General features: G+C 65.2%; 11 protein-coding genes. 7 read left to right on the top strand and 4 right to left on the bottom strand.

Features of this window, described 5'->3' with window-relative positions; translation table 11 throughout:
- Window positions 1–8 precede the first annotated feature (8 nt).
- Genes AC0IYS_RS06540 through AC0IYS_RS06550 form a run of 3 tightly spaced genes read right to left on the bottom strand, consistent with a single transcriptional unit; the run spans window position 9 to window position 3,025 of the window.
- On the bottom strand, window positions 9–914 hold the full coding sequence (locus AC0IYS_RS06540) for a LysR family transcriptional regulator (RefSeq protein ID WP_471704408.1): 906 nt from the start codon (window positions 912–914) through the stop codon (window positions 9–11).
- Window positions 915–940: 26 nt separating this feature from the next.
- The gene (locus AC0IYS_RS06545) at window positions 941–1,852 is read right to left on the bottom strand and encodes a pseudouridine-5'-phosphate glycosidase (protein WP_471704409.1); all 912 of its coding nucleotides are present in this window, start codon (window positions 1,850–1,852) and stop codon (window positions 941–943) included.
- A 3-nt stretch (window positions 1,853–1,855) separates the two neighbouring features.
- Window positions 1,856–3,025, bottom strand: a complete 1,170-nt coding sequence (locus tag AC0IYS_RS06550; RefSeq protein ID WP_471704410.1) for a carbohydrate kinase — start codon at window positions 3,023–3,025, stop codon at window positions 1,856–1,858.
- A 256-nt stretch (window positions 3,026–3,281) separates the two neighbouring features.
- On the opposite strand from AC0IYS_RS06550, the gene xapA reads away from it, so the two are divergent.
- The 7 genes from xapA to AC0IYS_RS06585 all read left to right on the top strand — a co-directional run bounded on the left by xapA (window position 3,282) and on the right by AC0IYS_RS06585 (window position 11,877).
- Window positions 3,282–4,121, top strand: coding sequence for a xanthosine phosphorylase (gene xapA / locus AC0IYS_RS06555; protein WP_471704411.1), 840 nt, complete (start codon window positions 3,282–3,284; stop codon window positions 4,119–4,121).
- Between the two features lie 48 nt (window positions 4,122–4,169).
- Window positions 4,170–5,363 carry a phosphopentomutase gene (locus AC0IYS_RS06560; protein ID WP_471704412.1) on the top strand — a complete coding sequence of 398 codons (1,194 nt, stop codon included), beginning with the start codon at window positions 4,170–4,172 and terminating at the stop codon, window positions 5,361–5,363.
- Window positions 5,360–6,322: a deoxyribose-phosphate aldolase gene (gene deoC / locus AC0IYS_RS06565; protein WP_471704413.1), complete on the top strand. Its 963-nt coding sequence runs from the start codon at window positions 5,360–5,362 to the stop codon at window positions 6,320–6,322. The genes AC0IYS_RS06560 and deoC overlap by 4 nt, the downstream gene beginning before the upstream one ends.
- Before the next feature lie 13 nt (window positions 6,323–6,335).
- Entirely contained in the window at window positions 6,336–8,717 is a 2,382-nt protein-coding gene (locus AC0IYS_RS06570) for an aldehyde dehydrogenase family protein (RefSeq protein ID WP_471704414.1), read from the top strand.
- A 182-nt stretch (window positions 8,718–8,899) separates the two neighbouring features.
- Window positions 8,900–10,222, top strand: coding sequence for a thymidine phosphorylase (deoA, locus tag AC0IYS_RS06575; RefSeq protein WP_471704415.1), 1,323 nt, complete (start codon window positions 8,900–8,902; stop codon window positions 10,220–10,222).
- 12 nt (window positions 10,223–10,234) lie between these two features.
- The gene (locus tag AC0IYS_RS06580) at window positions 10,235–10,639 is read left to right on the top strand and encodes a cytidine deaminase (protein WP_471704416.1); all 405 of its coding nucleotides are present in this window, start codon (window positions 10,235–10,237) and stop codon (window positions 10,637–10,639) included.
- Window positions 10,640–10,644: 5 nt separating this feature from the next.
- Complete coding sequence (locus AC0IYS_RS06585) at window positions 10,645–11,877, top strand: nucleoside deaminase (protein ID WP_471704417.1); 1,233 nt, start codon at window positions 10,645–10,647, stop codon at window positions 11,875–11,877.
- 21 nt (window positions 11,878–11,898) lie between these two features.
- Here the strand turns inward: AC0IYS_RS06585 and AC0IYS_RS06590 are convergent, their stop codons facing one another.
- Window positions 11,899–12,324, bottom strand: coding sequence for a VOC family protein (locus AC0IYS_RS06590; RefSeq protein WP_471704418.1), 426 nt, complete (start codon window positions 12,322–12,324; stop codon window positions 11,899–11,901).
- Window positions 12,325–12,332 lie beyond the last annotated feature (8 nt).

A 12,332-nucleotide genomic window follows, 5' to 3' on the forward strand; every position in this document is an offset into this window, starting at 1 on the left:
CCGATCAACTAAGCCGGCTTCGAAGGATTGAGGATGTTCAGGAACGCCCGCACCACCGGCGCGTCGTCCAGCGTGGTGTAGGTGATGTACAGATTGGCCGACGGCGGGTTGCTGCGGATCGGCAGGAACACCACACCAGGCCAGCCGATACGGCTGGTGGTCTCGGGCAGCAGCGCCACGCCCAGGCCCGCGCCCACCATCGCCAGCAAGGTTTGCGGCTCGGACGCTTCCTGGAAAATCGTCGGCTGGAAGCCTGCCTTCACGCAGCACTGGATCAGATAGCGGGGGAACGAGGATTTGTCGAGCGCCAGCGTGAGCATCGGTTCGTCGGCGATGTCCATCAACTCGATCGACTCCTCTTTCGCCAGCGGGTGGTGCTCGTTGATGGCCACGCACACGTCCTCGCGGAAGCACGGCTCCTGGCGCAGGTTGTCCTGCTTCAGGTCATCCTCGTCGAGCTTGGGCTCTCGCCAGAAACCGACGTCCACCTGCTTGGCGCGCAGCGCCTCGTACTGCAAGGTCGGCCCCAGTTCGTGCAGGGTCCACGTCACGCGCGGGAACTTGGTCTGGAATTCTTCCAGCAAACTGGGGATCGGTCCCCACATCGCCGAGCCGACGATGCCCACCCGCAGGCGTCCCACTTCGCCGCGGTCGATCTGGCGGATGGTGTCGATCGTCATGCGCATCTTCGCCAGCAGCTCGGACGCCTCGCTCATGAGCGCCTTGCCGGCCACCGTCAGCTCGAAGGTGCGGGTGGTGCGGGCGAACAGTTTGACACCGAGCTCGCTCTCCAGTTTCATGATCTGCTGGCTCAGTGGCGGCTGCGAGATGTGCAGGCGTTCGGCGGCGCGGCTAAAGCTCTTTTCCTCGGCGACGGCCAGGAAGTACCTCAGTTGTTTCAGATCGATGGACATGGCGGGCCTGGTGTCGGGAATCTCGATTAGTGCGACTGCATGGCGCAGGCCAGCGCGGCGCCGCAGCGGGCGTTGTTCTTCACCAGCGCGATGTTGGTGGCCAGGCTGCGGCCCTCCGTCAGCTGCTTGATGCGGCCGAGCAGGAACGGCGTGACGTTCTTGCCGGTGACGCCTTGCGCGTCCGCTTCGCCCAGCGCCTGGAGGGTGATGGCGTCGATCTCCGCGTTCGGCATCGCTTCCGCTTCCGGCACCGGATTGCTGACGACGATGCCGCCCGCCAGGCCCAGCTGCCACTTGGTCTGGATGAAGGCCGCCTGTTCGGCCGGGGTATCGAGCTGGAAGTCGGCGTTGAAGCCGCTCTCGCGCGTGAAGAAGGCGGGGAAGCCGCGCTGGCCGACGCTGACCACCGGCACGCCGTGCGTCTCCAGGTATTCCAGCGTCAGGCCGATGTCGAGGATCGATTTGACGCCCGCGCATACCACCGCCACCGAGGTACGCGCCAGTTCCTGCAGGTCGGCCGAGATATCGAAGCTGGTTTCCGCACCCCGGTGCACGCCGCCGATGCCGCCGGTGACAAACACCTGGATGTCCGCCAGTGCCGCGCAGATCATCGTCGCCGCCACGGTGGTGGCGCCCAGTTTCGATTGCGCCAGCACGTAGGCCAGGTCGCGGCGGCTGACCTTCATCGCCTCGGGTGAGGTGCCCAGCAATTCGAGCTGCTCGTCCGACAGGCCGATGCAGATCTTGCCGCCCATGACGGCGATGGTGGCCGGCACGGCGCCGCCGTCGCGGATGATTTGCTCGACTTCGCGCGCCATCTGTACGTTTTGCGGGTACGGCATGCCGTGCGAGATGATGGTCGACTCCAGCGCGACGATCGGTTTGCCGGCGGCGCGGGCGGCGGCCACTTCGGGCGAGAACAGGAGGAATTGGTGCATGGGTCAGTCCTTATGGGGGAAGAGGGGAGGCTCGAAGCTCGAATAAACCGGCGGCATCGGGGCGGTCGGCGTGGGATAGAAATCCTGGATCTCGTCGAGGATGTCGGCGGCCAGCATGGGCGATACCGTCTCGTGGCTTTCCAGCGTCATCGCGGCCACCTTCAGGCCGCGCCGGCAGGCCAGGGTCAGATCCTGGCTGCCCTGGTACAGCGACCAGCAGACCGCGGCCGAAAAGGCGTCGCCGGCGCCGGTGACGTCGACCACGTCCACCTCCTGGGCGGCCAGCCATACCAGCTCCCCGTCGCGGGTGTGGAACACGCCCTGGCCGCCGCAGGTGACGATGACATCCCGGGCGCCGCGCGCCAGCACCGCGCGGCAGGCCACGCGCACGTCGGCCTCCGTCGGCAGCGCGCGGTCGGCCAGCGTTTCGAGTTCGCCGCGATTGAGTATCAGCAGGCGCAGGCCGGTCAGGTCGGCCGGCAGGCGCGCCATCTTCGGCTGCGACACGGCCACCAATATCAGCGGCACATTGTCGGCGCGGGCGCCATCGAGCAGCGCGCTGACGCTGTCGGCCGGCAGGTTCAGGTCCGCCACCGTCATCGACGCGGCGGCGCGCTGCGGCAGCCGGTTGGCCAGGAACTCCGGTGTCATGCGGTCGTACAGCGCCATGTCGGCCAGCGCCACCACCAGCTCTCCGCGCTCGTCGAGGATGGCGGTGTAGGTGCCGGTGGCGGTGTCGGTCAGGTTCAGCGAGCCGCGCATGTCGATGCCGGCGGTTTCCGCGTGGTCGCGCAGCGCGCGCCCGGCGCCGTCGTCGCCCAGGGCGGTCAGCAGCGCGGTCGGCAGATTCAGGCGCGCCAGGTTCTCGGCGATGTTGCGTGCCACGCCGCCGTAGACTTCCTCGGCGGTGGCCGGATTGGACGTCCCCAGCTGCATGGCGGCGATGCTGCGCAGTTTGCGGTCCAGGTTGGCCGCGCCGATGCACAGCACGGGGCGTTTATCGGGCAGCACGTAGGCGCGGCCCAGCAGACGGCGCTCGCGGATCAGGCTGGCGATGTGGCCGGCCACGGCCGAGCGCGACAGGCGCAGCCCGACCGCCAGATCCTGCTGGGAGATGAATGGGTTGGCGCGGATCAACTCGTAGAGCTGTTCTTTTTTAGAAATATCGTTCACGGTCGGCCTTAAAACATTTGTCCGATATAATAAACATTTGGTTGTTAATGGTCAATCAAGGCGTAAGAGGCTGCGCCTGCTCAGTTGACAGGCACTGATAATACCCCTGATTTATACGGGTTTTGTATAAATGCGGAAGAAAAATGGTATTTGCCATACATATAGGGAATGATGCATAGTGTCAGTATCCGCAGTAAAACTTCAATCGGCCAACCTACGGCCCGCAGCGCGTCATCTATAAAAACAGAGGATAACCATGTCGAATAACTCCCCATTCCAGGCCGCCGAAATCATCCGCGCGCGCATTCCCGCCGATTTCAAGCCGCGCGTCGCCATGATCCTGGGTTCCGGCCTGGGCGTGCTGGCCGAGCAGATGACCGACGCGGTCACCATCAGCTTCAACGAATTGCCTGGCTTCCCGATCAGCACCGTGCACGGTCACGCCGGTGAACTGGTGATCGGCACCTTGTCCGGGGTGGCGGTGGTGTGCATGAAGGGCCGTGGCCACGTTTACGAAGGCTATGGCCTGGGCGTGATGACGAGCGCCGTGCGCACCATGAAGCTGCTGGGCTGCGAGATGCTGTTCGTGACCAACGCCGCCGGTTCGCTGCGCACCGAAGTCGACGCCGGCGCGCTGGTCGCGCTGACCGACCATATCAACTTCATGCCCGGCACGCCGATGATGGGCCCCAACGACGAACGTTTCGGTCCGCGTTTCTTCAGCATGGCCAACGCCTACGACGCCGACCTGCGCGCGCTGCTGTTGAAGTCCGCCGAAGAGAAGAATGTGACCCTGCACCAGGGCGTTTACATCGCCTACGCCGGTCCGAACTTCGAAACCCCGGCAGAAATCCGCGCCTTCAAGATGCTGGGCGCCGATGTCGTCGGCATGTCGGTGGTGCCGGAAGTAGTGTCGGCGCGTCATTGCGGTTTGAAGGTGGTTGGCGTTTCGGCTGTCACCAATCTGGCCGAGGGCTTGTCGCCGTTCCCGCTGTCGCACGAGCAGACCTTGAAGTATGCGGCCATCGCCGCGACGTCGCTGATTGAAGTCATCCTCGGCTTCCTGGCCAACGTGGCCAAAACACCGCAGGCGTAAGAACCCGAAGGGCGGCTAAGCCGCCTTTTTTGCTTTTTGGAGCACACTATGAAACGCGCATTTATCCTGCTGCTTGACTCCTTCGGTCTGGGCGCCACGCCCGACGCAGCCAAATACAATGATGTCGGCGCCAATACCTTCGGCCACATCGCCGCCTGGGCCGCCAAGGCCGGCAAGCCGATGTCGTTGCCGACGATGGAAAAACTGGGCCTGGCCGCCGCCGCCCATGCCGCCAGCGGCCAGTGGGCCGAGGGCTTCGCGCAGCGCGACGGCTTCACCGCCGCCTACGGCGCCGCGCGCGAGCGCTCGACCGGCAAGGACACGCAGTCCGGCCACTGGGAAATCGCCGGCGTGCCGGTGGAATTCGACTGGGGCTACTTCCCGAAGACGGTGCCGTCGTTCCCCGCCGAGCTGACCCAAAAGCTGCAGGAGCTGACCGGCGTGCCGGGCTTCCTGGGCGACTGCCACGCCTCCGGCACGGAAATCATCAACAAGCATGGCGATGAACACGTCGCCACCGGCAAGCTGATTATCTACACCTCGGCCGACTCGGTGCTGCAGATCGCCGCGCACGAGGAGTCGTTCGGCCTGGAGCGCCTGTACGAAGTGTGCGAGATCGCCTTCAAACTGGTCGAGCCTTACAACATCGGCCGCGTGATCGCGCGTCCGTTCACGGGCGCCAACGGCAACTACACCCGCACCACCAACCGTCATGATTACGCCGTGGCGCCGCCGGCGCCGACCTTGCTGGACCACGTCAAGAACGATGGCGGCGAAGTCATCGCCCTCGGCAAGATCAGCGATATCTTCGCCACCCAGGGCGTATCGCGCGTGGTCAAGGGCAAGGACAACATGGCGCTGTTCGACGCGCTGATGAAGGTCGAACAGGAAGCCGGCGACAAGTCGCTGACGTTCGTGAACTTCGTCGACTTCGACCAGGCCTTCGGCCACCGCCGCGACGTTACCGGCTACTCGAACGCGCTGCACGAGATGGACGCGCGCCTGCCGGAATTCATCTCCCAGCTCAAAGAGGGCGACCTGGTGGTGATCACCGCCGACCATGGCTGCGATCCGACCTGGCCTGGCTCCGACCACACCCGCGAGCACATTCCGATGATCTTCTTCGGTCCGGGCGTGAAGGCGCAGCAGCTGCCTATCTCCGAAACCTTCTCCGACATCGGCCAGACGCTGGCCCATCACCTCGGCGTGAAACCACTTTCCCACGGAAGCAATCTGTTATGAACGTAATTACTGATTTCAAACGTAATGAAGCGGTCCCGCTGGACCTGGGCTGGATCAACCATATCCATATCAACAAGAGCGCGGCCGACCGTCGCGCCGTCAGTCTGGCCAACCGCCGCACCGTCAAGAAGGAATACCAGGCCGCGTGGCTGGTCAAGGCCATCGGCCTGATCGACCTGACCACCTTGTCCGGCGACGATACCCCGGGCCGCGTCGAGCGCCTGTGCATGAAGGCCATGCGTCCGCTGCGTTCGGACCTGGTCGAGGCATTGGGCCTGCAGGACGTCAAGCTGGCCACCGGCGCCGTCTGCGTGTACCACGAGATGATCAAGCCGGCGTTGCAGGTGCTGCAAGGCCGCCTGCCGATCGCCGCCGTGTCGACCGGCTTCCCGGCCGGTTTGACCAGCATGGAAACCAAGGTGCGCGAGATCGAATTGTCGGTCGCCGCCGGCGCCAGCGAAATCGATATCGTCATCACCCGCCAACACGTGTTGACGGGTAACTGGCAGGCGCTGTATGACGAGATGGTGGCGTACCGCCAGGCTTGCGGCGAAGCGCACGTGAAGGCGATCCTGGCGACCGGTGAACTGGTCACCCTGGAAAACGTGGCCAAGGCGTCGTGGGTCTGCATGATGGCCGGCGCGGACTTCATCAAGACCTCGACCGGCAAGGAGCCGGTCAACGCGACGATTCCCGTCTCGCTGACGATGGTGCGGGCGATCCGCGACTATTACGAGCAGACCGGCTTCAAGATCGGCTACAAGCCGGCGGGCGGCGTCGGCACGGCCAAGGCCGCGCTGCAGTACCTGACCCTGATGAAGGAGGAGCTGGGCAACGAGTGGCTGGAGCCGCACCTGTTCCGCATCGGCGCATCCAGCCTGCTGACCGACATCGAGCGTCAGCTTGAGCACTATGTGACCGGGAACTACTCGGCCGCTCATCGCCACGCACAACCTTAATACGGACCACGTCATGCCATCTATCAAAGAGATCCTGAATACCATGGAATACGGCCCAGCACCCGAAAGCCAAAAAGAAGCGCAAGCGTGGTTGGAGCAGCACGGCCGCACCTTCGGTCTGTTCATCGACAACGCGTGGAGCGAGCCGGGCGAACTTTTCGCCTCGACCAATCCGGCCGACGCCGGCAAGCTGGCCGACCTGACGCAGGCCACCGGCGCCGACGTCGATCGCGCCGTTGAAGCCGCGCGCCGCGCGCAGCCGGGCTGGCAGGCCTTGGGTGGCCACGGCCGCGCAAAAGTCATGTACTCGCTGGCGCGCCTGCTGCAAAAGCACGCGCGCCTGTTCGCGGTGCTCGAGACGCTGGACAACGGCAAGACCATCCGCGAAACGCGCGATGTCGATCTGCCGCTGGCCGCGCGCCACTTCTACTATCACGCCGGCTGGGCGCAATTGCAGGCAGAGGAATTCGCCGACTACCGCGCCGTTGGCGTGGTCGGTCAGATCGTGCCGTGGAATTTCCCGCTGCTGATGCTGTCGTGGAAAATCGCTCCCGCCATGGCGGCCGGTAACACCATCGTCTTCAAGCCGGCCGAGTTCACGTCGCTGACGGCGATGCTGTTCGCCGAGATCTGCGTGCAGGCCGGCGTGCCCGCCGGCGTGGTCAATATCGTCACCGGCGATGGCCGTGTGGGCGAGGCGATCGTCAACCATGCGGGCATCGACAAAGTCGCCTTCACCGGTTCGACCGAAGTGGGGCGCCTGATCCGCATCGCCACCGCCGGCAGCGGCAAGAAGCTGTCGCTGGAGTTGGGCGGCAAGTCGCCGTTCATCGTGTTCGACGACGCCGATCTGGATGCCGCCGTCGAAGGCTTGGTCGATTCGATCTGGTTCAACCAGGGACAGGTTTGCTGTGCCGGTTCGCGCCTGCTGGTGCAGGAATCGGTGCAGGACAAGTTTCTCGCCAAGCTGCGCGCGCGCATGGACAAGCTGACCCTCGGTTCGCCGCTGGACAAGTCGATCGACATCGGCGCGCTGGTCGATCCGGTGCAGCAGCAGCGCATCGCCGGCCTGGTGGAATCGGCCCGCGCCGAAGGTTGCGAGGTCTATCAGCCTGCATGCGAGATTCCGGCCAACGGTTCGTGGTACCCGCCGACCCTGATCACCGGCGCGTCCACTTCCGCGGCCGTGGCGCAGGCCGAGATCTTCGGCCCGGTGCTGGTGGCGATGAGCTTCCGCACTCCGCCGGAAGCCGTGCAACTGGCGAACAACACCGTCTACGGCCTGGCCGCCTGCGTGTGGACCGAGAACATCTCGCTGGCGCTGGACGTCGCGCCGCAGATCAAGGCTGGCGTGGTGTGGATTAACACCGCCAACCAGTTCGACGCCGCTTGCGGCTTCGGCGGCTACCGCGAATCGGGCTTCGGCCGCGAGGGCGGCCGTGAAGGCATGTACGAGTACATGACCGCGCTGTCGGAGGATGCGCGTCCGGCCGCGCCGCTGGTCGAGGCGAAACAGAAGGCCAAGGCGGCAGCGCCGGCCGCAGGTGCATTCGCCATCGACCGCACCGCCAAGATGTACATCGGCGGCAAGCAGGCGCGCCCCGACGGCGCCTACAGCCGTCCGGTGCATGGCGCCGACGGCGCCTTCATCGCCGAAGTGGGCGAGGGCAGCCGCAAGGACATCCGCAACGCGGTGGAAGCGGCGCACAAGGCCGGCGGCTGGTCGGAGGCCACATCCCACAACCGCGCGCAGGTGCTGTACTACATCGCCGAGAACCTGGCCGCGCGCGGCGAGGAATTCGCGGCGCGTATCGCCGCGATGACCGGCACCAAGAACGCCGAGAAGGAAGTGCAAGCGTCGATCGAGCGTCTGTTCTACTACGCCGCATGGGCCGACAAGTACGATGGCCTGGCGCACCAGCCGCCGATGCACGGCGTGACCGTCGCGTTGAACGAGCCGGTTGGCGTGATCGGCATCGTCTGCCCGAACGAGGCGCCTTTGTTGGGCTTCATCTCGCTGGTGGCGCCGGCGATCGCGCTGGGCAACCGCGTGGTCGTGGTGCCGTCGGAAGCGCATCCGCTGTCGGCCACCGATTTGTATCAGGTGCTCGATACGTCGGATCTGCCGGATGGCGTGATCAATATCGTCACCGGTTCGGCCGACGAGTTGGCGCGCACGCTGGCGACGCATTCGGATATCGATGCGGTGTGGCGTCATGACGGTTCGGCCGAGGGTTGCGCCGAGGTGGAACGCCTGTCGGCCGGTTCGCTGAAGCGCACCTGGGTGGGCGGCGCGAAAGGGCGCGACTGGTATAGTACGGCCCAAAGCGGCGGCCGCGCGGTGCTGGCGCATGCCTCGCAAGTCAAGAATGTCTGGATACCTTACGGCGTTTAATTGAGCGCCGACAGCGCGCAGATGGCGGATTACGCTTCGCTAATCCGCCCTACGTGTATCTGCGAACGGGACGCGGCCATGCCATGGATAGACGTAGGGCGGATTAAGCGTAACGCCGTAATCCGCCATTTGTGAGCCGCCGGCGTCCTTCTTAATACCTAATACTCAACGCGGAGAATCGCATGTTTTTACCTCAAGAGATCATACGCAAAAAGCGTGACGGCGGCGTGCTGAGCGCCGAAGAGATCCAGTTCTTCGTCGGTGGCATCACCAGCAATCGCGTGACCGAAGGCCAGATCGCGGCGCTGGCGATGGCCGTGTTCTTCAACGATATGACCATGGACGAACGCGTGGCCTTCACGCTGGCCATGCGCGACTCCGGCGAAGTGCTGGACTGGCGCTCGCTGGACCTGCCGGGCCCCGTGGTCGACAAGCATTCGACCGGCGGCGTCGGCGACGTCGTCTCGCTGCTGCTCGGCCCCATGATCGCTGCGTGCGGCGGTTTCGTGCCGATGATCTCCGGCCGTGGCCTGGGCCACACCGGCGGCACGCTGGACAAATTCGATTCCATCCCCGGCTACACCACGGTGCCGGACAACACCCTGTTCCGCAAGGTCGTCAAGGAAGTCGGCGTCGCCATCATCGGCCAGACCTCGTCGCTGGCGCCGTCGGACAAGATCTTCTACGGCGTGCGCGATGTCACCGCCACCGTGGAATCGGTGGCGATGATCACCGGCTCCATCCTGTCGAAGAAGCTGTCGGCCGGCCTGGACGCGCTGGTCATGGACGTGAAGGCCGGTAGCGGCGCCTTCATGCCGACCTACGACAAGTCGGTCGAGCTGGCGGACAGCATCGTCAAGGTCGGCAACGGCGCCGGCATGATGACGTCGGCCATCCTGACCGACATGAACGAATCGCTGGCGCCATACGCCGGCAATGCCCTGGAAGTGCGCGGCGCAATGGATTACCTGACGGGCGTGTCGCGTCCGGCGCGTCTGCACGAAGTGACGATGGCGCTGTGCGCCGAGATGCTGGTGTTGGGCAAACTGGCCGCCAACGAAACCGAAGCGCGCGCCAAGCTGCAGGCTTGCCTGGACAACGGTTCGGCCGCCGAGCGCTTCGCGCGCATGGTGGTGGCGCTGGGCGGCCCGGCCGACTTGATGGAAAATCCGGACAAGCATCTGGAGCAGGCGCCGATCGTCATCCCGGTGCCGTCCCTGAAGTCCGGCTACGCCTCGACCACCGACTGCCGCGGCATCGGCCTGGCGGTGGTGAGCCTGGGCGGCGGACGTCGCCGCGCGGCCGATCCGATCGACTTCGCCGTCGGTCTGACGCAACTGGCGGGCCTGGGCGACAAGATCGAAGCCGGCCAGCCGCTGGCGATGGTGCATGCGCGCAGCCAGGAAGCGGCCGAGCAGGCGGTGCGCGAGATCCAGGCGGCTTACCGGATCGGCGACATCGCGCCGACGGCCAACCCTGTAGTCTATCGCACAATTCGTCCATAAGCGGAGACACTGATGAACAAAAACGAACTGATCGCCGAAGCCGCCGCCGCGCGGCTGAAGGCTTACACGCCTTACTCCAACTTCAAGGTCGGCGCCGCGTTGCTGACCAGCGACGGCAAGGTTTTCCACGGCTGTAACGTGGAGAACGCGGCCTACGGCTTGTGCAACTGCGCCGAGCGCACCGCCTTCTTCAGCGCCTTCGCGCACGGCTACAAGCCGGGTGATTTCGACCAGCTGGTCGTCATCGGCGAGACCGACGGCCCGATCGCCCCGTGCGGCGCCTGCCGCCAGGTGATCCTGGAACTGGGCGGCGACGAGCTGCCGGTGTTGTTGACCAACCTGAAAGGCGACATCTTCGAGACCACGGCCGCCGCCCAGCTGCCGAACGGTTTCGGCCGCGCCGATCTGAAGAAGTAATCGCTTTGGCCCTCAAGAAGACGATCGACGTGCAGGCGGCCGTCGCGATCGCGGCGGCCGAGGCGATCGCCGCCAAGACGCAGGGCACCTTCGGCGTCGGTGGCCTGATGCTGGACCAGCATGGTAACGTGCTGCAATCGCTGCACAACAACGTCGTCAAGCAGGGTTTGATTTTCGATCCCACCGCCCACGGCGAGCGCCAGTTGATCGACTGGTACTACGCCGAACGGGCCAAGGGCCGCGACCTGCCGCCGCCGCAGGACATCACCATCGTCACTTCGCTCGATCCGTGCTGCATGTGCAGCGGCGCGATACTGGCCGGCGGCTTTAATGTGGTGGTGGCCGCGCCTGACCGCGAAGCCGGCATCGACCACGATATCAGCGCCGGCTTCGGCGCGCTGCCGCAGGCGCTGCGCGCGCAAGCCGCATCCACCTTCAGCTATCCGGCGATTTTGGGCTCGTCGCTGTATGCGCGCGCCGCTTCCGGCGCCACGCCCAAGTCCTTCTTCATCGGTAAGACCATATCGGAACCGACGCAGGCCTTGTGCGCGCTGGTGTTCGAGGCGACATCCGATGAGGTGATGCGTTTGTTCCAGACCGATCCGCCTGCGGAACAGCTGCGCGATCCCGCCACCTTGGCGCCCGACCACGCCATCGCGCTGGCCCTGAAGCAGGTCTATCCGGACGCGCTGACCTACCGCTGCGCGCCGCTCAAGCCCGACGCGGGCCTGGCGCCGTTCCTGTTACAGACGATGGCGCGCGACCGCGAACATGGCGGCGGTGGCGAAGGCGACGCCGTCGCGCTGCTCGATTCGTTCGGCAATCTGCTGCTGTGCATGCACGGCAGGATGACGCAATCGGGCATCCGTAGCGCCTTCATGGAAGCCACGCGCGCCTACGCGCAACTGCGCTACAAGTTGATGGCGGGCGCCGCGCCGGAACGGCAGGAGGAGGTGCGCCGCTATCTGGGCCACCCGAAGGACGGCACCCTGGTTTTCGCCAGGGGGCCGGACGCCGGCGCGGTCAGCTTCATGAATCTCGGCGCCTACGGCTCGACGATGGAAGGGCCGCTGCCGGCCAACAATCCGAGGCAGTTACAGTATGTGGTTCCGGCCATCGCGCAGGCGGAGCTCGATGCCATCTGCGCCGCGATGCCGCCGCTGTACAGCGACATCATCCGCATTCATCCCACGCAGGTCGCCGACCGGGCGCTGATCGACGCGTTGACGCAGGGCTGACGGCGTGGCCGGGGCGGGCGCTCAGCCTTGTGGATCGTAGGTGCCGATGCTCCATACGTGGCCTTCGGGGTCGCGGCAGGTGAAGCCCCGGCCGCCGTAATCTTCGTCTTTGATATCCAACAGGATTTTGGCGCCGGCTTCCAGCGCGCGGCCGTACACCAGGTCGGCGTCGTTGACCACCAGGTAGGTGCTTTGCGTGACGAAGTGGCCGACTTCGGCGGGCTGCTTCATCAACCTGCCGAATTCGGTGTCGAACACCGAACCGAGCATGATCATGCTGTTGCCGAACGAGAGCTGGGCGTGGGCGATGGTGCCGTCCTCGTTGGGGACGACCAGTTGCGGTTCGAAGCCGAAGGTGTCGCACAGCCAGGTGATGGCGGCCGGCGCGTCGCGGTAGCGCATGCAGGGTACTACGGTGCAGAGGGTTTGCTTGGGTATGCTGGACATTCTTTTCT

This window comes from Duganella sp. AC237 (assembly GCF_979254035.1).

Excerpts from the sequence above, each read along its gene's own strand:
- AC0IYS_RS06560 (WP_471704412.1), top strand. The coding sequence starts at position 4,170 with ATGAAACGCGCATTTATCCTGCTGCTTGACTCCTTCGGTCTGGGCGCC.
- deoA (WP_471704415.1), top strand. The coding sequence starts at position 8,900 with ATGTTTTTACCTCAAGAGATCATACGCAAAAAGCGTGACGGCGGCGTG.
- AC0IYS_RS06545 (WP_471704409.1), bottom strand. The coding sequence starts at position 1,852 with ATGCACCAATTCCTCCTGTTCTCGCCCGAAGTGGCCGCCGCCCGCGCC.
- AC0IYS_RS06540 (WP_471704408.1), bottom strand. The coding sequence starts at position 914 with ATGTCCATCGATCTGAAACAACTGAGGTACTTCCTGGCCGTCGCCGAG.
- AC0IYS_RS06580 (WP_471704416.1), top strand. The coding sequence starts at position 10,235 with ATGAACAAAAACGAACTGATCGCCGAAGCCGCCGCCGCGCGGCTGAAG.
- xapA (WP_471704411.1), top strand. The coding sequence starts at position 3,282 with ATGTCGAATAACTCCCCATTCCAGGCCGCCGAAATCATCCGCGCGCGC.
- AC0IYS_RS06570 (WP_471704414.1), top strand. The coding sequence starts at position 6,336 with ATGCCATCTATCAAAGAGATCCTGAATACCATGGAATACGGCCCAGCA.
- deoC (WP_471704413.1), top strand. The coding sequence starts at position 5,360 with ATGAACGTAATTACTGATTTCAAACGTAATGAAGCGGTCCCGCTGGAC.
- AC0IYS_RS06590 (WP_471704418.1), bottom strand. The coding sequence starts at position 12,324 with ATGTCCAGCATACCCAAGCAAACCCTCTGCACCGTAGTACCCTGCATG.